This window comes from Desulfolutivibrio sulfodismutans DSM 3696 (genome assembly GCF_013376455.1).
GTDB classification, from domain to species: Bacteria; Desulfobacterota; Desulfovibrionia; order Desulfovibrionales; family Desulfovibrionaceae; genus Desulfolutivibrio; species Desulfolutivibrio sulfodismutans.
Genome location: NZ_CP045504.1, coordinates 456,362 through 478,942, shown reverse-complemented (window position 1 = coordinate 478,942; position 22,581 = coordinate 456,362). Strand labels below are relative to the sequence as shown.

The following is a 22,581-nucleotide window of genomic DNA, read 5'->3' as shown; positions in this document are numbered from 1 at the left end:
GGCAGGCTTTCCGAGGTGTCGCCGGGATACGGCGCAAAGGCGTCGATCATAGTGTCCGTCCTTGCTTATAAAAAAAGGCGGCCCCAACGGGGGCCGCCTTCCGACGCGGTATGCGACGCGATTCTTTGGCGGGGCAGTCCGGACGGCTGGCCTGTCCCGGTGAAAGACACGGCGCGGGAGCGGGAACGCGGCCCTTCCCTTGGCTGCTACAGCCAGCTCCTCAGCCACAATTTCCAACTGCCCTCGATCTTCATGCGCTCTTCCTCGCTGATGGTCTTCTGGTATTCCAGATAGGAAAGCTGGGCGCGCAGATTGGCATATTCCTGAATCTCGGGAAGTTCCTTGAAGTTGTCGAGAACATACATATAACGTTTCCAGGCTGCGCCATACTGGCCAGTACGCCAGTAGAAATCGGCAATAAACAACTCATGCTCGGCGAGGCGCTTGCGGCATTCGATAATGTATTCGGCCCCTTCCTTTCCATATTCCGTATCCGGAAAGTTGGACACCAGAATGTGGAAGGTATCCAGGGCTTCGTACATGGTGTCCTGGGGCTTGTCGATGGAATCGGAACGCTTGTAGTTGGAAACTCCTAACTGGTACAAAACATACGGGATTTCCTCGTGGCGGGGGTGCATGGTCTCAAATTCTTCGTAGGCCGCCGCCGCCTCGGCATAATCCTCTTCAAGAAAGAATGCGTCGCCCAGGCCGATAATGCCCGCCGGGGTGTAGGGGCTGAAGGGATAGCGGTCCTTGAGCTTGGTGAAATAGTCGGCGGCGTCATAGTACTTTTTCGCGGCCATGGCTTCGCGTCCGGCCTCGTACAACTCCTGGGCGGTATCTTCCGGCGGCGGCAGAAAATAGTAGTCAATTAAGCCGCAGCCGGACAACAGGAGCACAAGAGCGCACGGAGTCAACAGTCGCAACACGTTTTTTTTCATATCATGTTCCGGGGAAAACAGTTTGCGGTCGAAACGCTGCACAATCGGGATGGATGCATCGCACGATCATCCGCCACACGGCGGGCATTCCCAGTTTTTCATGGCGTCATGCCGGAACGTCTCCGGCATGCAGGTGGGCGTTATAGCAGACCGCCATCACGGGCACAATGGAAAAAAAACCTGGAAAAACGCGCCTCCGGCTGCATAACGGGCGAATCCATCCAGCGGTTTTTTTGGTTCGGGCGACCATTCGCGGGCGTGGGAATCCGATTCGTAGCACCGCGACGGGCTTGCGAAAAAAAGCGACGGACGCGCAATCCTGCTGCCGTCCGTGGCCATGGCACGATCCGCGCCATGCGAAAAAAAAGAGACGTCCTGCCCCACGCTTAGGAGCGGCCGAGGGATTCCAGATAGGCCAGGGCGGCGTGGGCCGCAGCAGCGCCCTCGCCCACGGCGGTGGCCACCTGGCGGCACTCTTTGGAACGGATGTCGCCAGCGGCGTACAGGCCCGGGATGTTGGTGCGCATGCAGGCGTCGGTGACCACGAAGCCCGCCGGGTCGCGTTCGAGCCCGGCCGGGTAAAAATCGCCCTGGGGCTCGAACCCCACGAAGACGAACACTCCGTCCACGGGAATGGCGCTCGCATGGCCGGTCTTTTTGTTTTCCACCAGAATGCCGGTGACCTTGTCCGTTCCCTGGATTTCCGTGACCACGCTCGAACGCAGGATCTCGATGACCGGAGTCACCTCGCACTTGTCCTGGAAGCATTTCTGCCCCCGGAAATCGTCGCGGCGATGGATGAGGTAGAGCTTTTTGACCAGGCGGCTCAGGTACAGGGATTCTTCCAGGGCGGCATTTCCCCCGCCGATGACCGCCACCACCTGATTGCGGAAGAAATTCCCGTCGCACAGGGCGCAATAGGAAACGCCCTTGCCTAAAAGTTCCTTCTCCCCCGGGATGCCCACCCGCTTGTAGCGGGCCCCGACGCACAAAACCACCACGGAGGCCTCGATCCATTCCCCGCCGACCCGGATGCGGTGTCCGCCGGGAACCGGCTCCATGGCCATGACCTCGTCGGCAATCTTTACGTGGGGATACTTGTCCACATGGGCGGCCATGGCGTCGGCCAGCTTCCATCCTTCAATGCCGTCGGGAAAGCCGGGGTAGTTCTCGATCATATGCGTCATGAGCATCTGCCCGCCGGGAGACAGCTTCTCCACGACAGCGACCGAGGCCTGGGACCGCAAAAGATAAAGGGCGGCCGTCATTCCGGCGGGACCGCCCCCAATGACCACGGCGTCAAAACGCTTCATGGATTACAAGGCCTTTTGGCTGAGCATTTCCTTGATGCTGCTTTTGGACACGGCGCCGGTGATCTGCTCCACCACCTCGCCGCCCTTGAACAGGATCAGGGTGGGGATGGCCCGGATGCCGTACTTGCTCGGCGTGCTGGGGTTCTCATCCACGTTCATTTTGGCCACCTTGACCTGTCCGGCGTATTCGTTGGTCAGCTCGTCGATGACCGGCCCCATGGCGCGGCACGGGCCACACCAGGGCGCCCAGAAATCCACCAGAACCGGCAGGTCGCACTGCAACACCTCGGCCTCGAATGCGCCGTCACTGAGTTGTATGGCCATCGTCTCTCTCCTTTTTCCCGAAGCCGTGCGGAAAACAGGCGGCCTCGGAATGCTTTTTAACTCAAAATAAAGGAAATATTACGTACAAATCCCTGTGATGGCAAGAGGAAATGGGAATCCTCCGGCCGCTCGCATCGTCTTGAGGTAGGGGCGCGGCATATCCCTGTCAACCCACCAGGCTCCGCCCTTTCCGAGATATTACGACAATATCTTGTAATCCCATGGGATTTTTTTCCCACGAGCAATCGCATCCACATCCAGTCCATGCCTGAATCCGGCCAGGGCCAATTTTCGGCCCATATGGGCGATCATGACGCCATTGTCGGAACACAGGGCCAGGGGCGGCAGACGCAACGCCAATCGCAGGCGGTCGGCCAGATCGGCGGCCATGCTCCGTACGCGGGAATTGGCGGCCACCCCTCCGGCGACCACCAGTGAGGCGAACGGCCCATGCAGCCGGGCGGCCCGGGTCAGCTTGATGCGCAGGGTGTCGGCCACGGCCCAGTTGAGGGAGGCGCAGGCCACCCGGGTTTCGGGATCGGCCAGACCGGGGTCGAAGGGATCGCCGGGGGCTGGCATGTCGGCCATCCGCAGGCCTGGCCTTTTTCGCACATGCTCGGCCACGGCGGTTTTCAAGCCGCTGAAGCTGAAATCCAGCCCGGGGTCATCGAGATGGGGACGGGGATACAGGCTGTGGTCGGGTGAAACGCCCTGACCCAAAAGGTCGATGTACCGGCCGCCGGGATAAGGCAGGTTGAGCATCTTGGCGGTCTTGTCGAAGGCCTCGCCCGCTGCGTCGTCCAGGGTGCGGCCCAGCAGGGTGAAATCGAGATCCGAGGCCATGCGCCAGATCTGGGTGTGGCCACCTGAAACCAGAAGGCCCAGGGCCGGATAGGCGATGTCTTGTCCGATCCCGGCGGCCAGAAGGTGGGCGTGCAGGTGATTGACCCCGATCAGGGGCGCGCCCGTGGCCAGGCACAGGCCCTTGGCCAGCCCCAGCCCCACCAACAGGCTGCCCAAAAGCCCCGGTCCCCGGGCCACGGCCACCGCCCCCAGTTCGCCAGGGGACACGCCCGACTGGGAAAAAAGCGCCCGGCACAGGGGCCCCAGAAGCCGTTGATGCTCCCGGGAGGCCAATTCCGGCACCACCCCGCCGAACAGGGAATGCACGTCCTCCTGCAGGGCGGTCTTCTCCAGAAGGGGACCATCCTCGGCGACCAGGGCTACGCTGGTGTCGTCGCAGGAGGTCTCGATGCCCAGGACGATCATGCGCGATGTTTGGCGTAAATCTCGGACACCTTGGCCACATCGTTTTTGCTGCCGATAAAAAGCGGCACCCGCTGGTGCAGTTCCTGGGGCTCGATGTCCAGAATGTCGCCCATCCCGTCCGTGGCCGCGCCGCCCGCCTGCTGGCAGACAAACGCCAGGGGCGAGGCCTCGCACAAAAGGCGTAGCTTTCCGGCGGGTTTTTTGGGATCGCGAACGTCGGCGGGATACAGGAAGATGCCCCCGTATAGCAGGTTGCGATGGAAGTCCGCCACCAGGGAGCCGATGTAGCGCAGGCTGTAGGGCTTTCCCCGGGTGTTGTCCGGGCTCTTGAAATAGGCCACGGCCTCGCGGGTGGCGTCGTCCCAGTAGTGCCAATAGGCCTCGTTGACCGAATAAACCCGGCCGGTCTCGGGGATGCGGATGTCGGGATGGGAAAGCAAAAACTCCCCGACGCTTGGGTCCATGGTGAATCCGTGCACCCCGGAGCCCGTGGTGTAGACCATCATGGTCGAGGTGCCGTAGAGGAAATAGCCTGCCGCCACCTGCTCGGAGCCCTTCTGGAGCAGATCGCTCAGACGCTCCCCGTTGCCGGAATCCTTGGCCCGGTAGATGGAGAAGATGGTGCCCACGTTGACGTTGGCGTCGATGTTGGAGGAACCGTCCAGGGGGTCGAAAATGAGAAAGTATTCACCCTTGGGGAAGGTGTCGGGGATCAGGATGAGGTCGGCGTTCTCCTCGGAGGCGATGGCGCACAACACCCCCGCCCGCTGCATGCGGTGGATGAGCACCTTGTTGGCGTATTCGTCGAGTTTTTGCACCTGCTCGCCCTGCACGTTGACCTCGCCGGTGAACCCCAGGACATCCACCAGCCCGGCCTTGCGCACCTCCCGGGAAATGATCTTGGCCGCCAGGATGAGTTCATTGAGAAGCCGGGTAAACCGCCCTGTGGCCATGGGCGATTCCTTCTGATGCAGCAGCAGGTGTTCGGTGACGGTGATCTGGGGCATGTCGCTTCTCCGTTGCGGCCATGGCCGCGTGGCGCTTGTCTGGCGTTGGACCGATTCCCGGTGGATCCCTTAGAATGATGGCGGCGGCGTTACCGTCTCAGGCGGCAGCTCCTGCCCGACACCGGCGTCCGCCGGGGGCGCTTCCGTGATGGACGCCTCGGCGGCCTGGCCGACTTCGGCGGCGGCCGCCTTGTCCGCCTTGACCTCGTTGCCTGCGGGGGCCTGGGTCAGGTACAGGATGGGCAGTTGCCCGATGTAGCGCGACTGCCAGACATAGCGGCCGCCGCCGGCCTGGATCTCTCCCTGAACCTCGGTTTTGAGAACCTCCGCCCAGTTGGCGGACAAAAATCCCTGTCCTGCCCCCTCTCCGGACGCCGCAGTGGGCCACAAGACGGCCTCGGGCTGGAGCATGATCAGCTCATCCGGGGCGGGTGAGGCCTCCACGATGTTTCGCGGCTCAAACCAGGACACGATGGCCCCGGCGAATTCGTTGTTTTCGAAAAAGGGCGCGCCGACATAGATGATCGGCCCCATATCGTCCACGCTGGCCGTGGCGGCCAAACCGCGCTTCGCATAGCGGTTCTCGTTGTCCAGGATCGGGCCGAATTCGAGCGGGCGCATGGCGATAAGGGGCTGCTGCATGCGGATGGAGCCGTCCTTGTTCACCACGGCTACCCCGGAAAGCCAGGGAAAGTCGCGCAAAAGCTGCTCGCACCACTCGGCCTCGGGGGGATTGTCCTGAGTGTAGTACACCCTGATGAACATTTCCAGGCGTTGGTCCACGGGGCCAAACAACCGCGCCAGCTTTTGCAAGGCCGGATCCGTGATGCCCTCATCGGTCAAATCGACGGTGGGGTCGGTATCGACATACTCCTTGTACAATTTTTTGGTGTCCTTCCAGGTGTTGCGAGCGGTGGAGCATCCGGACGCAAGGCCAAGGCAAAGGGCCGCGACCGCGAGAAGTACTGTCGTGCGTTTCAACGTGTTGTCCTTTTGCGGGAGTTCCGGCAGACGTTGCGGCCTGGGGAATATCTCCCCGGCGCGTCCGCGCTTGGAATCCGAAGTGGTTGTCGCTTGTTTCGCCGTTCCCGCCGGGCGTAAAAGGCGTGACGCCCGGCGAAATATCATTACATCCCAAAGCGAAAAGGAGGTCAACGGCCGTCTCCTCCCCGCCGCCCGACGGTTTCCCCCCGGCGCCGCAGCAACGCCGCGCATCGGCGCGACAACCGCATCGCACGGGCAGGGTTGGATTATTGTATCAGGCCTCGGAACGGGCCTCAAGGCGTCCCGCCAAGGCATCCAGCAGGCCCATGAGCTTGGCCTTCCCCTTGGGTTTCACGGGAGCAGCCACGGGTTGCGGCTCATGGACGGTTTTTTGCGTAAACGCCGCCAGCCCTGGAGGGGACAACTCGGCGATCCTGGCCTCGACCTCGGCCCGTTCGGGACCGGACGGCAGATGGGCACGCAATTCGCGATAGATATCCAATGCGCCCTGGGCATCCCCCTGGGCGGCCAGAAGCGAGGCCATGGTCCGGGTTCGGATGCCCATGTCCGGAATGTGAACGGTGCGGACCTGGGCGACGGCGGGTACTGCGTCGGGCATGTCGGCGGCCAGGGACGCAGCCTCTTTTGCGGGCGCCTCGTCCTCCTCGGCCATGCCGAGCGCCCCGGCCAGCTCCAGCACCTCCTGCGCGCCGCGCAGGGGCATGGACATCTCCGCTTCCTCGTCAGGGACGGCCTCTTCGGGAAGTCCGGCTGCGGCCGGGGCAGGAGCCTCCGCCGTAGGTTCGCAGGCATTTGCAGGACCGGCGGCCATGGCCGACGGCGGTGTCGGGGCCGTTTCCGGCTCCGCGACAGGGGCTGGCGTTCCTCCCTCCAGGATCTCCGCCGCTTCGGAAGACGCAACCGACCCGGTTTCCGGGGTCGCCGCCTCCACAACAGGCTGTGCCGGAGAGGGCGCGGCCAGGGGGGAGGCGGCCATGGCCTCCAACCCCTTTTCCAGCACCCCGGCGAAGGTCAGTCCCGGATCGCGGAAAAACTGGGCCAAAAAGGACAAGGCCACAATCGGATCGCGGGAGGAAAACGCGGCGTGGCGCGCCCACAGGCGCCATACGGCGGGATAGCGGACCAGGCTGTCCTGGACGCCGGAAAAGACCCGGACGGCATCCTCTTCCCGGTCGCTTGCGGCATAGAGTTCGACAAGGAGGAACTTGGCCTCCAGATGGTCGGGATGAAAACCGATCCCTGTTTCCAGGATGGCCATGGCCTCGTCCGGACGACCCGACTCGGCCAAGGCCCGGGCCAAGGGAAAAAACGCCTTGGAGTTGGGCTCGATGGCCAGCACTTCCCGATACAGGTCAATTTTTTCGATCATTGGGTGACGGTCCCTCCGTGTTCCCCGCCGCGTCCTTGGGGAACTGGTAGAGGATCTCGTTGTCCTTGAGATAATTCATCCGCGACCTGGCCATTTTTTCCGTGAAGGTCCGGTCGGACTTGAGCCAACGAATCTCCTGGCTCAAATCCAGAGACTTCTCCTCGACGGTTTCCAGCTTCTTGACGAGCAGGGCGTGGTGGGATTTCAGGTCGAGATAGGCGAAGATGCCGTTCTCGCTCCACACCAGATTGTAGAGCAAAAACAGGTTGAATACGACGAGCGCCGAAAGGAGTATTCTTCGCCAGAGCATTAGTGCACGATATATTTCCTGATCCGTTCAAGTTCCACAAGCGCAAGCGGGGTCTTCAACTCGCGCAAAAAACTTTCCGTGGCCGTCTCAATCCGCGCGACATCGCTTTCCTCAATGTCGATCCGGTCCATGCGGGCCAGAAACGTCTTGAGAATCTGGAACTCCCTGATCAGCACATGCCCAAGCCGCAGACGCTCCAGATCAGGTTCCAACTCCAAAATGGTCTGCAGGCAATTGGAAATGCGCGCCGACAGGTTTTGGGTCTTATGGCCTTCCATGGGCACGTCACGCCGTTTTTTAAGGCCGACGGCGGCGTTTCGCCGCGCCAGGCACGTTTTATTCCTTTTTTTCATACCTTGCCGACGGGCGGAAAGCAATGTGATTCTCCGGCCCGGATGTTCGCGCAATCCCGTATCGCAACGTCATTTGGACCCGTTGGTCACGACACCGTAAAAATTTGAAAAATAGTTTATACCCGAACCCACGGTCAAGACAAGGGCAACATATAAAAAGGCCGTTCCGAAGGGTTGCGGGTCCAGGCCGTACCAGGGAAAGTGCAGGATCAGCGGGCACAGGGCCACGGCCTGGGTCACGGTCTTGAGCTTGCCGAAGGCGTCGGCGGCGATGACCACCCCCATGTCCGCCGCCACGGCGCGCAGCCCCGTGACCGCAATCTCCCGGCAGATGATGACCACGGCCACCCAGGACGGGATGAACCCCTGCCCGGCCAGCATGATGAGCGTGGAACCCACCAGGAGTTTGTCGGCCAGGGGGTCCAGGAATTTCCCCAGGGAGGTGACCAGATTGAACCGCCGGGCGATGTATCCGTCAAAGACATCGGTGATGGCCGCCGCGATGAACACCAGCGTGGCCGCCAGGCACATGATCTTTCCCGGATACGAAAGCATGACCACCAAAACCGGCACCACGCCGATGCGCGCCATGGTCAGGGTGTTGGCCGTATTGAGCATCATCGGAAATCCCTTCTGCGGTAGTGGCGTCACATATATCAGCCGGAGGTTCCCGCCGTCCGCCACACGCGGTGGCCGACTGGCCGGGCCGGCAACAGGTACGGCGTCTTAGGGGCGCATGCTCACATGGGCCTCAAGGCTGGACTGGGCGGCCTCGGCCACGGCGTCGGCCAAGGCCGTAAACGCCTGCTTCACAGGGGAATCCTCCTCAAGCATGACCACGGGCTTTCCCATGTCCCCGGCCACCACCGTCACCGGATCAAGCGGCACGGCCCCCAAAAAGGGGATGCCGTATTTCTCGGCCAGAAGCCGTCCGCCGCCCTTTTTGAACAGTTCGATTTCCTGGCGGCAATGCGGGCACACCAGCCCGCTCATGTTTTCCACCACGCCAAGGATGTTGGCCTGGGCGTATTGCAAAAAATTCACGGCCTTGCGCACATCGGCCAGGGAGACCTCCTGGGGCGTGGTGACCACCACGCACAGGGCGTCGGGGATAATTTTGAGCACGGTCATGTGCTCATCGCCCGTGCCCGGAGGCGAATCGATCACCAAGAAATCCAGATCCCCCCACTCCACGTCGGCGATGAACTGCCGGATGGCCGTGGTCTTCATGGGGCCGCGCCACAAGACGGCCTGGTCCGGATCCTGGAGCAGGGATTCCATGGAGACCACGAACAGATTGTCCCCGAACTTCTTGGGAACCACGCAGCCCCGCTCCACCTCCAGGTTGCCCGTGAGCCCCAGCATGCGCGGCACGCTCGGGCCATGGATGTCCACATCCATGATGCCTACTTTGAAACCGCGCAGGGCCAGGGCGCAGGCCATGTTCACGGCTACGGAGCTCTTGCCCACGCCGCCCTTGCCGCTCATGACGAAAATCTTGTAGCGAATCTTCTCCAGGGTGGAGGTGATGAGCACGTCGCGCATGGCTTCCGCAGCATCGCCACGGCTTCCGCAGGAACCCTCCGCCCCCGAGGCCGAGGAGCAGGAGGAACAGGACGATTCGTTTTTCTCGGGCATGAAACCTTCCACCTTCTTATGTTATCGAATATGCGCCATGATACGCGGGTTACCAGCCGTGCCTGCCGACCAGGTCCACAAACATCACCCCTCCCATGTCCCGGGAGACGGTCCGGCCGTTTTGTTTCTCCACCAAAAGAAGCGTCTGGCCGCGTTTGGACGGCCCCACGGGAATGAGCATCTTCCCCGGGTCCGCCAACTGGGCGACGAGCGGCTCGGGCACAATCGGCCCCGCCGCCGTGACCAGGATGCGGTCGAAGGGGGCCTCGTCGGGCCAGCCCAGGGTGCCGTCATCGAGCTTGAAGCGGACCTGGGAATAGCGCAGGGCCGCAAGTCTGGTCTTGGCCGCCTCCTGGAGCGCCGCCACCCGTTCCACCGTGTATACCCGGGCGCCCATTTCCGCCAGGACCGCCGCCTGGTATCCCGACCCCGTACCGATCTCCAGCACCTTCATGTCCGGCGCGATGTCGCACAAGGCGGTCATCCAGGCCACCACATAGGGCTGGGAGATGGTCTGGCCGTGCCCCAGGGGCAGGGGATGATCCTCGTAGGCCTGGGGAATGAGCGCCTCTTCCACGAAAAGATGCCGGGGAACGGCCCGCATGGCTCGCACCACCGCCGGGTCGTGAATCCCCCGGGCCTCGATCTGTTCCCGGACCATGCGATCCCTGTTCCGCCGCAAATCGATTCGCACCGTCCGCCTCCCCGTGCTCCGCGCATCGAACCGAATTGATCCGATTTTTGCTGGTGCAAACCAGAATTCCCCCGGCAAGTCAACACGCCGCCCGACCGGGCGGACACGCGCGATCAGGCAGCCTTGACAGACACGCGCCGCCGGTGAGAAGTATCGACGGTCTAGAAAAGGAGATCGCCATGCTCACCGTCCGGGACATCATGACCGACAGGCTCGTGGCCCTGACCGCCGCCGACACCCTGCTTGCAGCACGCCAGGTCATGGATATGGCCCGCATCCGCCATGTCCCCATCATGGACAAGGATGGTCTGTTCGTGGGGCTTGTGACCCACCGGGACATGCTGTCGGCGACCGTGTCCAGGCTTGCCGACATCGACGACGCCACCCAGGACGAAATCTATGCAGGCATTCCCATCGCGGAAATCATGCGCGCCGACGTCAAACACACCGCCCCGGACGCCCCCCTGCGCGACGCCGCCCATCTGCTTTTGACCCACAAATACGGCTGCCTGCCCGTACTCGACGGCAAAAAGCTGGTGGGCATCCTGACCGAATCGGATTTCATCCGCCTGTCCATCGTGCTCATGGACGCCCTGGACAATGTCGAGGCCGACCCGCCGCTTGAATGATTCCCAACCGGCCGCATCAGGCCGACATGCGGGGCTGTCGACAAACCGCTTTTGTTGTTTTTTTTATTGACTTCCCCTTTGTGAAATTTTACGCTTGGTTATTCTGTGCGCCGCGAAAAGGGCCGTTCGCCCGACTCGACACGGCTCGTTGATCGTTCGGCAAGAGGCCGCTTTTTTTCGAGTTACGGATTCCCCGGAGCCCCCGGAGCCCAAGGAGGAGATTTGATGCGCTCGAAGGTTATGTACCTGGCACTACTCGGCATGGCCCTTTCCCTGGCCCTCGCGCCGATGGCGTTTTCGGAAAACGCCGGATTCAGCAAATTCGTCGAGGCCAAATCCACCATCTGTTTTCCGCTCGAACTCACCTTCAAGCGGCCCTCGGGCGTCGTCGCCACCAAACTGCCCGCCGTCACCTTCTCCCACGGCCAGCACGCCACCCTGGCCTGCGCCGACTGTCATCACATGTGGGACGGCAAGGGTCCGGTGGAATCCTGCAACTCCGACGGCTGTCATGACGTGATGGATTCGCGTCAGGACACCATGTCCTATTTCAAGGCCTACCACAGCAAGGACGCCGCCTACAGCTGCCTGGGCTGCCACATGAAGATGAACCAGGAGCGCAAAGAACACGGCAAGGAAGTCCTGAAGCTGTCCCCGTGCTCCAACAACATCTGCCACGTGGCCCAGAAGTAGTTTCTTCCACGCTTCGTGACGCCAAAGCCCCTGCCTCGCGCAGGGGCTTTTTTTTTCGTGTGCGCCCGCCCCTCTCCCGCAACCGTTCCGCGCCCGACGGGAATACCGGCCGGATGCGGCCACCGTCCGGCACCCCGGCCGGGTTGTCAAACATCGCCCCAGGCCGTACATCATGTTGGCCTGCTCCCCTTCCGGGCGGGCCAATCACAAGACACCACGAGGTGAACCATGTCCGACGCCTACACGACCCACGGCGCCTTCAGTTGGAACGAGCTGATGACCACCGATCCCGCGAAAGCCAAGGCCTTCTACGCCGCCCTCCTGGGCTGGACCCTGGAAGAAGCGCCCATGGGGCACACGCACTATACCCTTATCAAGGTGGGGGAGACGCCCGTGGGCGGCATCATGGGCATCCCCCCCGGCGCTCCGGAGGGCATGCCCCCCAACTGGGGCGCCTACGTGACCGTGGACGACGTGGACGCCGCAGCCCAAAAGGCCGCCGAACTCGGCGGGCACGTCTGCGTCCCGCCCACGGACATCGCGGGCGTGGGCCGCTTCTGCGTCATCGCCGACCCCCAGGGCGCGGTGGTGTCGCTTATCACCTACTCCAAAAAATGATCCCGGGATGGGCGGACGCGGGATCGGCTTGTCGGGCGTCACGTCACGCGCCGGGAAGCCTCCCGCCCGCCTCCCCTGGCCCGAATTCTCAGGCCCGGGGGACATCCTGGCCCAGGAACTCCCGGGTGGACAGGATCCGGGCGTAGACCAGCCCCAGGGCGGCCAGAAACGCTCCGTGCACACCCTGGGCCGGGATGTCCATATCCCCGAAACGCAGGGCCCGGGCCGCGCAGGCGTCATGGACGACGTCCAGTTCATAGCCCAGGTCGAAGGCTGCCCGGACTGTAGCGTCCACGCACATCAGCGTCATCATCCCGGCCACGGCCAGACGCCGCGTCCCCAGCCGGTCCAGCTCCATCTGAAGCCCGGTCTCCCGGAAGGAATTCGGAAAGTGTTTCAGGATCACAGGTTCGCCGGGCAGCGGCGCGACCAGGGGGTGGATATCCGCGCCAGGTGTGCCGGGCAGAAAAAACGTCGATCCCGGCTGCAGGGACTCGTGCCGGATGTGGACCACCGGCCGCCCCGCCTCACGAAAACGGTCCAGGAGCAGGCGGGCATTGCGCCCGGCAGCCTCGGCGCCGTCCAGCTCGAAGGCCCCGCCGGGAAAATAGTCGTTTTGGATATCGATAAACAGAAGCGTTTCTTTCTTCATGCCTGAACTCCCGTGCCGCACATCCCGCGTCAGGGCGGAACGTGGTCTCGAAGTGGATGGAAGGCGTACGAATGCCCCTGGCGGCCCGTGTCCGCCACGCCACCGGACGCAGCCCGCCCCCATTGGGCGTCGCCTCGCCGCGTCAGGCCCCGCGTCAGTCGGCGTTTTGCAGCAGGATGCCCGTGGCCGCCGTACTGCCGCTGCCTGGATGCAGGAACTCGGCGTTGGGGGTCACGGACTTGACCGTGACCGTCGAACCGCCGCGAATGACGAATTCCGAAAGCCCTACCGTAGTCGCGGGGTTGCCATAATCGTAGGTGTAGCCCAGGGCGGTCCAGGGAAAGGGCGGGGTGGCGGTGTAGATGGTGGCCCGGCGGGTGGCGTACCAGTCCGGGAAGGTGTAGGCCACGGGCACGCCGCCCACCTTCTCGGTGATGGTCACGGTCGTGCTGTACGGTATGAGCGGATTGGCCCGCAATTCGAGTTCGGCCTCGTGGTCGGTGATCTCAGGGTCGGCGCTGGGCCGAAACAGGTCTTCGAGGTTCACCCACATCTCCACGAAATCTGTCTGGCCATACTCCTGAGGCAGGCCCAGGAGTTCCTCCACCCGGCTGACCGTGGCCTCGGCTAAATGGCCCGACAGCCAGTTCGCAAGCTCCGGCGAGGCCGTGACCCACAGGTTGCGGAACACGTCCAGGGTATAGGCCTGGCCGATGTAGGGCCGATAGTACTGGCCGTTGGTCCAGCAGACCATGAGCACCCGCGAACTGCCGGGCACACCTTCCCAAACCAGATTCAGGTTGTCGTTGTACTGGCTCACCGCCACCAGATCCTTGGAAATCTTGGCCGGGGTCAGGGTTTGGGCGTCGCTTACGGCGGCCTGGTATTCGGGCGTGATGACGTAGGCGTGGCCAAGGCCCGGCAGGACGAAAAGGACCAGGAGCACCAGCAGTCGCATGGCCAGGGCCGACGGACGCACTCCTTTTGGCCACGACGCGGACGGAAACATGCGGCTCTCTCCTCGTTTGTTTGACTGCGGCGGAAATACTCCCCTTTCCACAGTTGCCTAGCATCACGCCCTCGCCTTGTGCAAGGACCATTGCACGAAGTGACAACCCTTCCCTGAAAAACGAAAAAAGCGCCCCGGGACGATCATCCCGGGGCGCTTTCCGTACGGCGAAAAACGGAAACTATTTTTCGACCACCACGGCCTTGATGATCTTCACCGGCATGACCGGCACGTTCTCGTGGAAGCCCTTGGTCATGGTGGGAACCTTTTTGATGGCGTCCACCACATCCTGGCCCTCGACGACCTTGCCGAACACGGCATAGCCCCAACCCTGGGGGGTCTTGCCCTTGTGATTCAGAAAATCGTTGTCCGACACATTGATGAAAAACTGGGCCGTGGCCGAATCCGGATCAGAGGTGCGGGCCATGGCCAGGGTGTAGGCATCGTTTTTCAGGCCGTTGTCGGCCTCGTTCTTAATGGGGTCATGGGTCTTTTTCTCTTTCATGGATTCGTCCATGCCGCCGCCCTGGATCATAAAGCCGTTGATCACGCGGTGAAAGACCAGCCCGTCGTAAAAACCTTCCTTCACATAGGTCAAAAAGTTCTCCGCCGTGACCGGGGCCTTTTCCGTATCCACCTCGATGACGATATTTCCCTTGCTCGTTTCCAGTCTAACCACGGGTTTGCTCCCTTGGGCCCGGGCCGGAGACGTCCAGCCCAGGGTTGCGCCCACGACCAGCCAGGCCGCCAGAACGCCCAGGGCCAGCCGCATAAGGCCTTTTCGTTTTGTATTCATGGTATTCCTCCCAAAAAAAGCTTCCCTATCCCATTCCCGGGCCCTCGTCGAGGGCCGGGACAGGCCGCGCAGGGACGACGCCTGCCGTCTGCCGCCTCGCGAAGGCGAACCGAAGACAAGACATCCGGAAAACCGTTGCCGTTGTCGGGGCGGGGGGACGGCGTCAAGGAGCCCGTCCCGGAAATCCCGGCCGGATCATTCGTCTTTGAGTTGTTCGGGCTCGATGCCAAGCGCCCTGGCGATGCGGGACCGCGTCGAATAGCGAAGGATTCTCCCCGGCTGTTCGAATCCGGCATAGGTCGGCTGGGTCACGCCCATCCGCCGGGCGACCTCACCCTGGGTCAATCCGAGATGCTCCCGCCAGGCCCGGACAAGGCCCCATTTCTCCAACAAGGAGAGTTTGACGACCTCCAGGGGCAGGCTGACCTCGTCATCGGGCCGCTCCCGGGACTCCATATACTCGTCGTAAGGGAGCACCACATATTGGGGTGTCCCATCCGGCCCCCGGATGATCTGCGGATTATTGATAGGTTCGTTCATCGCGTTTTTTCACCTCTTCCACGGAGATGACGACAGGATTCCGCCCGGCATCGACCGTGAAAAGCACCCGGTAGCGGCCGACCCGCAGTCGATAGCCGCTGCGATCCGTGAGGCCTTGACGTCACGACAGCCGGGCCAGTTTCCGAGCCCCGTGATCGCCGCAAGAACGGCGGCCTGGTCGCGCTCCGGCAGTCGGGCGAGTTGTTTGTACGCCTTCCGTTTGACTTCCACCCGGGCCATGGACAATCCATAATGATCAAAAGCCAAAAAGCCAAGAATAAATACGATAAAAACCTATACTCCGCCTGTCGCGCCATGGGGCTGACAGCCAGAGCTGACTGATCGCCATATCCGTCGTCCCTGGCGCGCCCAGAACTCCCGGCGCGGACACGATTTATTCCGGTAATCGCTTGCCTTGGCCTTGTAACCCTGGTAAATTCGTCGGAATTTTACAGCAACTTCCAACTAGGCTTCCCGACATGACCGCAAAACGAAAACCGCTGTACACTGTTGTCATCTATCCCGACTGGTGCAAGGGCTGCGGCATCTGCGCCGCGTTTTGTCCAAAAAAAGTGCTGCGCATCGACCACCAGGGCAAGGCCCGGGTGGACCGCGAAGACGAATGCATAAATTGCGGTTTTTGTGAATTGCACTGTCCGGACTTCGCCATCGTGGTCCGGCCCAGAAACGGCATGGGTTCCTCCTTCCCCGAGCCGATTCCCGGAACGGCGGCCACCCCCTGCGCCCCACCGGGCGCGGCCGCGTCGCCCCCATCGGAAGCCGCCCAATCCCCCGAACCGAAGAAAGCGTAGGTCATCATGAGCGCCATGCAGCGAAAAAAACGAACCGAGGCCTTTCTGCTCGGCAACGAGGCCGTGGCCGAAGGCGCGCTTCTGGCCGGGTGCTCGTTCTACGCGGGCTATCCCATCACCCCGTCCACGGAAATCATGGAGGTCATGGCCAGACGCCTGCCCCATGTCGAAAACGGGGTGTTTCTCCAGATGGAGGACGAGATCGCCTCGGCCGGGGCCATCATCGGCGCGTCCCTGGCCGGGCGCAAGGTCATGACCGCCACCTCCGGGCCGGGATTCTCGCTCATGCAGGAGCAGATCGGCTACGCCTGCATGACCGAAACCCCGCTGGTCATCGTCAACGTCATGCGCGGCGGCTCAAGCACCGGCCTGCCCACTTCGCCCGGCCAGGGCGACGTGCAGCAGGCCCGCTGGGGGGCCCACGGCGACCACCCCATCATCGTCTTTTCCGCCGCCGACGTGCGCGAATGCCTGGAAATGACCATCACCGCCTTCAACTACGCCGAAAAATACCGCACCCCGGTCATCCTGCTCCTTGATGAAATCACGGCCCACACCCGGGAAAAGATCGAGATCCCCCGGCCCGGCGAGTTTGAGGTCTTAAGCCGCCTGCTGCCCACCATGCCCCCGGAATGGTATAAGCCCTACGAGGAGACCGTGCGCGGCGTGCCGCCCATGCCGCCCATAGGCACGGGCTACCGGTTCCATGTCACGGGCCTGACCCACGACCCCCTGGGTTTTCCCACCTCGCGCCCGGACGAGGTCAAGGCCGTGACCGAACGCATGTTTCGCAAGATCGACCGTTTTTTCCACGACATCCAGATCGTGGACCACGACCAGACCGAGGATGCCGACACCCTGGTCATCGCCTACGGCTCCGTGGCCCGCTCGGCCCGACTGGCCGTGCGCCAGGCCCGGGAGGCCGGGGTCAAGGCCGGGCTTTTGTCCTTAAAGACCCTGTTCCCCTTCCCGCGTCCCCATGTGGAAAAGCTCCTTCGCACCTGCAAGCTGGTGCTGGTTCCGGAAATGAACATGGGGCAGATCTCGCGCGAGGTCAAAAGGGTCAACTGCGGCATCACCACCATCCGGACGATCAACCGCGTCGACGGCCAGATCATCACCCCGTCGCAAATACTCAAGGAAATCGCGTGACGCCATGGCCGAAGTCACCCAACTCATCCACCAGTACCTGCGCCACAACAAGAAGTTCCCCCTGGTCTTCTGTCCCGGCTGCGGCATCGGCATCGTCCTGGGGTCGCTGGTGCGCAGCGTCCACGCCTTAGGCATCCCCAAGGACGACATGGCCGTGGTGGCCGGCATCGGCTGCTCGGGCCGCATCGCCGCCTACGTGGACTTCAACACCGTGCACGCCACCCATGGCCGGGCGCTCACCCTGTCCACGGGCATCAAGATGGCCAGCCCGCACCTGCGGGTGCTCACGGTCATGGGCGACGGCGACGCCCTGTCCATCGGCGGCAACCATCTGATCCACGCCGCGCGCCGCAACATCGGGGTCACGGCCCTGGTCGTAAACAACTTCATCTACGGCATGACCGGCGGCCAATGCTCGCCCACCACCCCGTTTGGCTCCTACACCCACACCAGCCCCCAGGGGCAGATGGAAAAATCCTTCGACGTGGTGGAGATGGCCAGGGCCGCCGGAGCCAACGGGGTGTACCGGGGCACGGTCTTCCACGCCAAGGCCCTGGACGGGCTCTTGCAACGGGCCATGAGCCGCCCGGGATTCAATCTGGTGGAGGTCTTGACCCCGTGTTTCACCCAGTACGGCCGGGGCAACAAATTCCGCTCGCCTGTTGAGATGTTTCAGTGGCTCAAAGACCATGTGGTTCCCCGGGAGGTCTACGACAAGCTCGACGACAAGGCCGGGAAAATCCCCATGGGAATCTTTGTGGAGAACGACGAACCGGGACTGGAACAGCGCCATGCGGCCATGCGCCAGGCCCTGGCCGACAAGGGAGGGGCGGGATCATGAAGGAGCAGATAACGCTTGACCGTTTCGAGATCCGCCTCTCGGGCCTGGGCGGCCAGGGCATCCTGACCCTGGGCAAGCTTCTGGGCCACGCCCTGGCCCTGGGACACGGCTATCAGGTGACCCAGACCCAAAGCTACGGCCCCGAGGCCCGGGGCGGCTCCAGCCGGGCCGATCTGGTGGTCAGTTCCCACCCCATCAGCTACCCCAAGACCGAACGCCTGGATTTTTTGGTGGCCTTAAGCCAGGAGGCCTGCAACAGCTACCATCACCTTCTGAAAAAAACAGGCGTGCTCTTGGTGGACACGGGACTGGTCAAACAGACCCCCACCAACGTCTTTTTGGGCCTGCCGTTCACCGAACTGGCCCTGGAACGGGTCAAGGTTCCCCAGGCCATGAACACCGTGGTGCTTGGTGCGGTGACGTTTCTCATGCCGTTTGCCAAGCGCGACGTGATGCGCAAAAGCCTTCTGGCCAACCTGCCGGAAAAAATCCACAAGGTGAACCTCAAGGCCTTCGCTCTGGGCTATGACCAGGCCCGGCGTCTTCTGGCGCAGCCCATCGACCTGAAAAACGGCGAGGACGAAAGCGCCGCCAAGCGCGGCGACATGAACCTGACCGACATCATGGTCGAGGATTGACCCGGAGGGCTCATGCGGCTTTGCGAGCATGCCAGCAAACTGATTTTCGCCACGGCGGGCATCCCCGTGCCGCCGGGTATCCTGATCCGTCCCGGGCAGTCGGCCACCCCGCCCTTCCCCCCGCCCTGGTACCTCAAATCCCAGGTGGCGGCCGGGGGCCGGGGCAAGGCCGGGGGCATCGTGCGCATCGAAGGGCCGCAGGATCTCGAGGCGGCGGCGGCGCGGCTTTTTGCCCTGGCCATCGCCGGGAAAAAGCCTCCCTTTCTGCGCCTGGAACCGGCCGCCGCCATCGAGAGGGAGATGTATCTGTCCCTGGCGGTGTCCCGCGCCCGCCGGTCCCTGGCCCTGACCGCAGGCCGACGCGGCGGGATGGACGTGGAGCGCGACGCCGGGGGGAGCCATATCCTCATCCAGGATCTGCGCCTGCCGGGCGGCCCGTCTGCGGCCCAGACGCGTTCCGCCTTTTTCCACCTGGGGCTGCCGTACCCCGCCTGGCCCGATTTTCAGGCCCTGGTCAAAAACCTCTACGCCGCCCTGACCGGCCAGGGACTGCTCCTGGCCGAGATCAACCCCCTGGTGTTGACCACGGATGGGACGCTTCTGGCCCTGGACGGCAAGGCGGAGCTCGACGACAATGCCGTGGCCCTGTTGCCCGGGGCGGATCACCTCGCGGTCCCCGAGGAGGTGGACCCGGTGGAGGCCCTGGCCCGGGAGCGGGGGCTTTCGCTGATCAAGCTGTCCGGATTCGTGGGACTGCTGGCCAACGGCGCAGGGCTTGCCATGGCCACCATGGACCGCCTCAACTTCTCCGGATTCCCCGCCGCCAACTTCCTGGACGTGGGCGGCGCGGCCGATGCGGCAGGCCTTGACGCCGCCCTGTCCATCCTTTTCGACGACCCGGCGGTGCAGGTCATCTGCATCAATCTTTTCGGCGGCATCCTGTCCTGCGAAAAAGTGGCCCTGGCCCTGGCCCGGGTGCTGGACGGCCGTCCGCCCAAAAAGCCCATCGTGGCCCGTCTGGCCGGAAACGGTGCCGCCGAAGGCCTTGGCGTCCTGCACGGGCTGGCCCTGGACGGACTGGCCGTGGTTCCGGATATGGACGCGGCCATGGCGGCGCTGGCCGGGGTGTGCCGACAGGTCGAACCCGCCGTGCGTCCCGGCGAGGCCGTGGCTCCGCAGGGTTCGCCTCGAACCGGGGGCACGCTTCGTGCCGCCGCCTCCCGGCGTCCCCTGGCCGGGCCGGGCCGGGACGGCCTGCCGCCCCTTGTGCCCAAGGATGTGGCCGCAGGCGTACGCCCCATGCGGATCATGATCCAGGGCATAACCGGCAAAACCGCCCGCCTGCATGCCGGACTCATGGCCGCCTACGGCGCGGCGAACGCCGGGCAGGTGGTGTGCGGGGTCACGCCGTTTCGGGGCGGACAAAATGTGGACGGCGTGCCGGTCTACGACAGCGTGCGACAGGCCCTGGCCGACCACGAGGTCGATATCAGCGTGATTTTCGTTCCGGCGGCCCACGCCCCGGACGCGATCCTGGAGGCCGCCCTGGCCGGGGTTCCCCGGGTGGCCTGCATCACCGAGGGCATCCCCCAGTTGGCCATGCTCACCACCCTGTCGGATATGGCGGGCAGCCCAACCCTGCTTATCGGCCCCAACACCCCGGGGATCATCGTCCCCGGGCGGTTCAAGGCCGGGATCATGCCCGTGGACCCCTTTACGCCCGGCCCGGTGGCCATCTTCTCCCGCAGCGGGACACTGACCTACGAGGCCGCGGCCCGGCTCAGCGCGGCCGGGATCGGCCAGGCCGCGGCCGTGGGCATGGGCGGCGACCCGTTCACGGGACTCGGCTTTCTGGAACTGGCCGAGGCCGTGCGGGACGATCCGGCGGTCAACGCGGTGTTGATTCTCGGGGAGATCGGCGGGGACGCCGAGGAGAGGCTGGCGGAATACGCCCTGGCCACGGCCTATCCCAAGCCCGTGGCGGTCTGTGTGGCCGGGGTGAGCGCCCCGCCCGGACGGCGGCTCGGGCATGCCGGGGCCATTTTGGAAAACGCCTCCGGCGCGGCGGAAAAGTTCGCCAGCCTACGCCGGGCGGGGTTTACGGTCTGCGCCGATCTGGCGGACGTGGCCCCGGCCATGGCCCGGCTTCTGGCCGGGCATCGCGTCCTATAGCGGACACGTCTGCCCGCCCCGGGGGAGGGCGCACCCCGGCCGTCGGGGTTTAGTCCTTGGCGCTTTTTTTGTCAGCGTCCCGGGCAGCGCCTTTGGGCTTCACCGTGCGCACAAACCCCTTGTACTTGTCTTCAAGCTTGCCGCGCTGCTTGGCCAGGGCCGCATCCGAGGCGTTTTTTTCCCGATCCAGATACTCCTGGTAGCGCTGTTCCGTGGCCGTAACGGCCGGGCTGCCCTGCACCGGATGGCTGGCCTTGCCCGCTTTCTGGCCGCCGGAGGGGGCCGCGGCCGGTTCCTTGGCAGCGGACGGGGCTGCGGCCGGTTCCCTGGCGGCGGGTTTCGCCGCCCCGGCCGGAGCCTGGCCGGTCACGGCGGGCTTTTGCACCGGGGCGCCCGGGTTCGCCCCTGGGGAATCCTGGGCCACGGCCAGTCCGGCCAAGGCCATAACACCGATCAGAAGCAAAACGACCATCATATTCTTTCGCATTGTCATCACTCCCTGTCCGCGTCGCATTTCCGGATCGCCGAAGCATTGATCATGAAACGTGTCCCCTTGGCCCGGGCCGTTCGCGGCAGGGGGCGAGACAAGCACATTTCCCTGCCCCCGGCAACCGGCATTTTTTCCCATATCCGGCAGGTTGGGCAAAAGGATGGTCGCACGGTTCTGGACAAGGCAAACGGCGTTGCCCTATACTTATTCGGATGCGCGCGCTTCCACGTCCTTCCCGAATCACCATCCTGGCCGTCTGCCTCGCCGCCGCTCTGGCCATTATCCTGGTCATCGGCTGCATGCGGGGTCTGGACACGTCGCCCCGGCAGCCCGGCCAGTCCGAGGCGTCCCGCCCTGTCGCCCCGCCCGGACAGCCCGACGATCTGAAACCCGACGCCCAGGCTGCGGCCGACACAAGCGGGCCGATCCTGGCGTCGGACGCCCCGCCCGCCCTGGACCCTTCCCCCTTTTCCCCTCTGGTTGAGCCCCTGGCGGCCCGGCTTTTCGTCATTTTTCCCGATGTCCGGCCCACACAAACGCCCCAGGCCGAGGCGACTCCCCCCCAGGCCCTGGCCGCCCTTCCCGATGCTGACGCCGGGCGCAAGGCCATGTCCCCAACATCCCCCGTCCCGCCGCCGTCCCTGGAAAAAGCCGCGGCCCCCGCGCCGGAACCGACGGCGGCCAAAGCCTCGAAAACCCCGGGCCGCACGGTCCTGGTGGTGGGGGATTCCTTTGCCGTGGGCATCGGCATGACCTTGGCCGAATCGCTTCGCGGGGCCACGGAAATCCGGCTGGAGCAGAAGGGCAAGACCTCAAGCGGCCTGGACAACGTCAAGTTCCACAATTGGGGCCAGACGCTGGAGGATCTTTTGGCCTCGGCCCGCCCCGACGCCTTGGTGGTCATGATCGGCGGCAACGACGCCCAAAACGGTCCCGGCACCGAGGTCTGGGCCGACAGTTACCGCCAGAAGGCCGGGGATTTCCTGGGCATCGCCGCGAAAAAAAACGTCCCCGTCTACTGGGTGGCCCTGCCGCCCATGCGCGACGCAGGGCTCAACGCCCGGGTCAAGACGGCCAACGCGGCCATGCGCACGGCCTGCGAATCCGGCCCGAACTGCCAGTTCATCGACGCCTGGAATCTTTTTTCCGATGACAAGGGCGAATTTGCCGCAGAAAAAAACCTCGGCGGCAAAACCGTGAAACTGCGGGGCAAGGACGGGGTGCATTTCACCATGGCCGGGTATCGGTTGCTCAGCGACCGCGTCCTGGACGGCGTTGCTCAAACCCTGGAAATAAGTCAGAAAAAATGACCGGGA

General features: G+C 63.7%; 26 protein-coding genes. 9 read left to right on the top strand and 17 right to left on the bottom strand.

The window, feature by feature from the left end; translation table 11 throughout:
* Positions 1–206: 206 nt before the first annotated feature.
* From GD606_RS02175 to GD606_RS02120, 12 genes are all read right to left on the bottom strand, one after another.
* Positions 207–941, bottom strand: a complete 735-nt coding sequence (locus GD606_RS02175) for an outer membrane protein assembly factor BamD (protein WP_163300949.1) — start codon at positions 939–941, stop codon at positions 207–209.
* A gap of 386 nt (positions 942–1,327) precedes the next feature.
* Positions 1,328–2,254: an NAD(P)/FAD-dependent oxidoreductase gene (locus tag GD606_RS02170; protein WP_163300948.1), complete on the bottom strand. Its 927-nt coding sequence runs from the start codon at positions 2,252–2,254 to the stop codon at positions 1,328–1,330.
* A 3-nt stretch (positions 2,255–2,257) separates the two neighbouring features.
* Positions 2,258–2,578 carry a thioredoxin gene (gene trxA, locus GD606_RS02165; protein ID WP_163300947.1) on the bottom strand — a complete coding sequence of 107 codons (321 nt, stop codon included), beginning with the start codon at positions 2,576–2,578 and terminating at the stop codon, positions 2,258–2,260.
* A gap of 198 nt (positions 2,579–2,776) precedes the next feature.
* Complete coding sequence (gene tsaD / locus GD606_RS02160; protein ID WP_163300946.1) at positions 2,777–3,847, bottom strand: tRNA (adenosine(37)-N6)-threonylcarbamoyltransferase complex transferase subunit TsaD; 1,071 nt, start codon at positions 3,845–3,847, stop codon at positions 2,777–2,779.
* Complete coding sequence (gene fbp / locus GD606_RS02155) at positions 3,844–4,854, bottom strand: class 1 fructose-bisphosphatase (protein ID WP_163300945.1); 1,011 nt, start codon at positions 4,852–4,854, stop codon at positions 3,844–3,846. Before fbp ends, tsaD begins: the two co-directional genes overlap by 4 nt.
* 69 nt (positions 4,855–4,923) lie before the next feature.
* The gene (locus GD606_RS02150; RefSeq protein WP_163300944.1) at positions 4,924–5,835 is read right to left on the bottom strand and encodes a hypothetical protein; all 912 of its coding nucleotides are present in this window, start codon (positions 5,833–5,835) and stop codon (positions 4,924–4,926) included.
* A gap of 277 nt (positions 5,836–6,112) precedes the next feature.
* Entirely contained in the window at positions 6,113–7,228 is a 1,116-nt protein-coding gene (locus tag GD606_RS02145) for a tetratricopeptide repeat protein (protein WP_163300943.1), read from the bottom strand.
* On the bottom strand, positions 7,212–7,538 hold the full coding sequence (locus GD606_RS02140) for an FtsB family cell division protein (RefSeq protein WP_163300942.1): 327 nt from the start codon (positions 7,536–7,538) through the stop codon (positions 7,212–7,214). The genes GD606_RS02145 and GD606_RS02140 overlap by 17 nt, the downstream gene beginning before the upstream one ends.
* Positions 7,538–7,816: a hypothetical protein gene (locus GD606_RS02135; protein ID WP_309550378.1), complete on the bottom strand. Its 279-nt coding sequence runs from the start codon at positions 7,814–7,816 to the stop codon at positions 7,538–7,540. Before GD606_RS02135 ends, GD606_RS02140 begins: the two co-directional genes overlap by 1 nt.
* A gap of 144 nt (positions 7,817–7,960) precedes the next feature.
* Positions 7,961–8,509 (bottom strand): CDP-diacylglycerol--glycerol-3-phosphate 3-phosphatidyltransferase, encoded by a 549-nt coding sequence (gene pgsA / locus GD606_RS02130; protein WP_163301011.1) that lies wholly within the window; start codon positions 8,507–8,509, stop codon positions 7,961–7,963.
* 108 nt (positions 8,510–8,617) lie between these two features.
* A complete protein-coding gene (locus GD606_RS02125; protein ID WP_163300940.1) occupies positions 8,618–9,529 on the bottom strand; it encodes an Mrp/NBP35 family ATP-binding protein in 912 nt (303 codons plus the stop codon).
* A 49-nt stretch (positions 9,530–9,578) separates the two neighbouring features.
* A complete protein-coding gene (locus GD606_RS02120) occupies positions 9,579–10,223 on the bottom strand; it encodes a protein-L-isoaspartate(D-aspartate) O-methyltransferase (RefSeq protein WP_163300939.1) in 645 nt (214 codons plus the stop codon).
* A gap of 179 nt (positions 10,224–10,402) precedes the next feature.
* Here GD606_RS02120 and GD606_RS02115 point away from each other — a divergent pair, with 179 nt between their 5' ends.
* The 3 genes from GD606_RS02115 to GD606_RS02105 all read left to right on the top strand — a co-directional run bounded on the left by GD606_RS02115 (position 10,403) and on the right by GD606_RS02105 (position 12,163).
* A complete protein-coding gene (locus GD606_RS02115) occupies positions 10,403–10,852 on the top strand; it encodes a CBS domain-containing protein (RefSeq protein ID WP_163300938.1) in 450 nt (149 codons plus the stop codon).
* A 240-nt stretch (positions 10,853–11,092) separates the two neighbouring features.
* The gene (locus GD606_RS02110; RefSeq protein ID WP_246298935.1) at positions 11,093–11,545 is read left to right on the top strand and encodes a cytochrome c3 family protein; all 453 of its coding nucleotides are present in this window, start codon (positions 11,093–11,095) and stop codon (positions 11,543–11,545) included.
* 228 nt (positions 11,546–11,773) lie between these two features.
* Positions 11,774–12,163, top strand: a complete 390-nt coding sequence (locus GD606_RS02105; RefSeq protein WP_163300936.1) for a VOC family protein — start codon at positions 11,774–11,776, stop codon at positions 12,161–12,163.
* Positions 12,164–12,251: 88 nt separating this feature from the next.
* Here the strand turns inward: GD606_RS02105 and GD606_RS02100 are convergent, their stop codons facing one another.
* The 4 genes from GD606_RS02100 to GD606_RS02085 all read right to left on the bottom strand — a co-directional run bounded on the left by GD606_RS02100 (position 12,252) and on the right by GD606_RS02085 (position 15,160).
* Positions 12,252–12,815, bottom strand: a complete 564-nt coding sequence (locus tag GD606_RS02100; protein ID WP_163300935.1) for a cysteine hydrolase family protein — start codon at positions 12,813–12,815, stop codon at positions 12,252–12,254.
* A gap of 154 nt (positions 12,816–12,969) precedes the next feature.
* Entirely contained in the window at positions 12,970–13,824 is an 855-nt protein-coding gene (locus GD606_RS02095) for a hypothetical protein (RefSeq protein ID WP_163300934.1), read from the bottom strand.
* A gap of 181 nt (positions 13,825–14,005) precedes the next feature.
* On the bottom strand, positions 14,006–14,620 hold the full coding sequence (locus GD606_RS02090) for a peptidylprolyl isomerase (protein ID WP_246298934.1): 615 nt from the start codon (positions 14,618–14,620) through the stop codon (positions 14,006–14,008).
* Between the two features lie 195 nt (positions 14,621–14,815).
* Positions 14,816–15,160 (bottom strand): helix-turn-helix domain-containing protein, encoded by a 345-nt coding sequence (locus GD606_RS02085; protein ID WP_163300933.1) that lies wholly within the window; start codon positions 15,158–15,160, stop codon positions 14,816–14,818.
* Between the two features lie 479 nt (positions 15,161–15,639).
* Here GD606_RS02085 and GD606_RS02080 point away from each other — a divergent pair, with 479 nt between their 5' ends.
* Genes GD606_RS02080 through GD606_RS02060 form a run of 5 tightly spaced genes read left to right on the top strand, consistent with a single transcriptional unit; the run spans position 15,640 to position 20,775 of the window.
* Positions 15,640–15,972, top strand: coding sequence for a 4Fe-4S dicluster domain-containing protein (locus tag GD606_RS02080; RefSeq protein WP_163300932.1), 333 nt, complete (start codon positions 15,640–15,642; stop codon positions 15,970–15,972).
* A 6-nt stretch (positions 15,973–15,978) separates the two neighbouring features.
* The gene (locus GD606_RS02075; protein ID WP_163300931.1) at positions 15,979–17,124 is read left to right on the top strand and encodes a 2-oxoacid:acceptor oxidoreductase subunit alpha; all 1,146 of its coding nucleotides are present in this window, start codon (positions 15,979–15,981) and stop codon (positions 17,122–17,124) included.
* Between the two features lie 4 nt (positions 17,125–17,128).
* Positions 17,129–17,965, top strand: a complete 837-nt coding sequence (locus GD606_RS02070; protein ID WP_163300930.1) for a 2-oxoacid:ferredoxin oxidoreductase subunit beta — start codon at positions 17,129–17,131, stop codon at positions 17,963–17,965.
* Entirely contained in the window at positions 17,962–18,603 is a 642-nt protein-coding gene (locus tag GD606_RS02065; protein WP_163300929.1) for a 2-oxoacid:acceptor oxidoreductase family protein, read from the top strand. Before GD606_RS02070 ends, GD606_RS02065 begins: the two co-directional genes overlap by 4 nt.
* Positions 18,604–18,615: 12 nt before the next feature.
* On the top strand, positions 18,616–20,775 hold the full coding sequence (locus GD606_RS02060; protein ID WP_176629186.1) for an ATP-grasp domain-containing protein: 2,160 nt from the start codon (positions 18,616–18,618) through the stop codon (positions 20,773–20,775).
* 49 nt (positions 20,776–20,824) lie between these two features.
* Here the strand turns inward: GD606_RS02060 and GD606_RS02055 are convergent, their stop codons facing one another.
* The gene (locus GD606_RS02055) at positions 20,825–21,262 is read right to left on the bottom strand and encodes a hypothetical protein (protein ID WP_163304028.1); all 438 of its coding nucleotides are present in this window, start codon (positions 21,260–21,262) and stop codon (positions 20,825–20,827) included.
* A 215-nt stretch (positions 21,263–21,477) separates the two neighbouring features.
* On the opposite strand from GD606_RS02055, the gene GD606_RS02050 reads away from it, so the two are divergent.
* Positions 21,478–22,575, top strand: a complete 1,098-nt coding sequence (locus tag GD606_RS02050; RefSeq protein ID WP_176629185.1) for an SGNH/GDSL hydrolase family protein — start codon at positions 21,478–21,480, stop codon at positions 22,573–22,575.
* The last annotated feature ends 6 nt before the right edge of the window (positions 22,576–22,581 follow it).

What these genes read in the sequence shown, in the direction of transcription:
- GD606_RS02100 (WP_163300935.1), bottom strand. Translation starts at nt 12,815, where the DNA reads ATGAAGAAAGAAACGCTTCTGTTTATCGATATCCAAAACGACTATTTT.
- GD606_RS02135 (WP_309550378.1), bottom strand. Translation starts at nt 7,816, where the DNA reads ATGGAAGGCCATAAGACCCAAAACCTGTCGGCGCGCATTTCCAATTGC.
- GD606_RS02125 (WP_163300940.1), bottom strand. Translation starts at nt 9,529, where the DNA reads ATGCCCGAGAAAAACGAATCGTCCTGTTCCTCCTGCTCCTCGGCCTCG.
- GD606_RS02055 (WP_163304028.1), bottom strand. Translation starts at nt 21,262, where the DNA reads ATGCGAAAGAATATGATGGTCGTTTTGCTTCTGATCGGTGTTATGGCC.
- GD606_RS02170 (WP_163300948.1), bottom strand. Translation starts at nt 2,254, where the DNA reads ATGAAGCGTTTTGACGCCGTGGTCATTGGGGGCGGTCCCGCCGGAATG.
- GD606_RS02065 (WP_163300929.1), top strand. Translation starts at nt 17,962, where the DNA reads ATGAAGGAGCAGATAACGCTTGACCGTTTCGAGATCCGCCTCTCGGGC.
- GD606_RS02050 (WP_176629185.1), top strand. Translation starts at nt 21,478, where the DNA reads ATGCGCGCGCTTCCACGTCCTTCCCGAATCACCATCCTGGCCGTCTGC.
- GD606_RS02075 (WP_163300931.1), top strand. Translation starts at nt 15,979, where the DNA reads ATGAGCGCCATGCAGCGAAAAAAACGAACCGAGGCCTTTCTGCTCGGC.
- GD606_RS02140 (WP_163300942.1), bottom strand. Translation starts at nt 7,538, where the DNA reads ATGCTCTGGCGAAGAATACTCCTTTCGGCGCTCGTCGTATTCAACCTG.
- tsaD (WP_163300946.1), bottom strand. Translation starts at nt 3,847, where the DNA reads ATGATCGTCCTGGGCATCGAGACCTCCTGCGACGACACCAGCGTAGCC.
- pgsA (WP_163301011.1), bottom strand. Translation starts at nt 8,509, where the DNA reads ATGCTCAATACGGCCAACACCCTGACCATGGCGCGCATCGGCGTGGTG.
- GD606_RS02090 (WP_246298934.1), bottom strand. Translation starts at nt 14,620, where the DNA reads ATGAATACAAAACGAAAAGGCCTTATGCGGCTGGCCCTGGGCGTTCTG.
- GD606_RS02080 (WP_163300932.1), top strand. Translation starts at nt 15,640, where the DNA reads ATGACCGCAAAACGAAAACCGCTGTACACTGTTGTCATCTATCCCGAC.
- GD606_RS02070 (WP_163300930.1), top strand. Translation starts at nt 17,129, where the DNA reads ATGGCCGAAGTCACCCAACTCATCCACCAGTACCTGCGCCACAACAAG.
- GD606_RS02085 (WP_163300933.1), bottom strand. Translation starts at nt 15,160, where the DNA reads ATGAACGAACCTATCAATAATCCGCAGATCATCCGGGGGCCGGATGGG.
- fbp (WP_163300945.1), bottom strand. Translation starts at nt 4,854, where the DNA reads ATGCCCCAGATCACCGTCACCGAACACCTGCTGCTGCATCAGAAGGAA.
- GD606_RS02105 (WP_163300936.1), top strand. Translation starts at nt 11,774, where the DNA reads ATGTCCGACGCCTACACGACCCACGGCGCCTTCAGTTGGAACGAGCTG.
- GD606_RS02115 (WP_163300938.1), top strand. Translation starts at nt 10,403, where the DNA reads ATGCTCACCGTCCGGGACATCATGACCGACAGGCTCGTGGCCCTGACC.
- GD606_RS02175 (WP_163300949.1), bottom strand. Translation starts at nt 941, where the DNA reads ATGAAAAAAAACGTGTTGCGACTGTTGACTCCGTGCGCTCTTGTGCTC.
- GD606_RS02110 (WP_246298935.1), top strand. Translation starts at nt 11,093, where the DNA reads ATGTACCTGGCACTACTCGGCATGGCCCTTTCCCTGGCCCTCGCGCCG.
- GD606_RS02060 (WP_176629186.1), top strand. Translation starts at nt 18,616, where the DNA reads ATGCGGCTTTGCGAGCATGCCAGCAAACTGATTTTCGCCACGGCGGGC.
- GD606_RS02145 (WP_163300943.1), bottom strand. Translation starts at nt 7,228, where the DNA reads ATGATCGAAAAAATTGACCTGTATCGGGAAGTGCTGGCCATCGAGCCC.
- trxA (WP_163300947.1), bottom strand. Translation starts at nt 2,578, where the DNA reads ATGGCCATACAACTCAGTGACGGCGCATTCGAGGCCGAGGTGTTGCAG.
- GD606_RS02095 (WP_163300934.1), bottom strand. Translation starts at nt 13,824, where the DNA reads ATGTTTCCGTCCGCGTCGTGGCCAAAAGGAGTGCGTCCGTCGGCCCTG.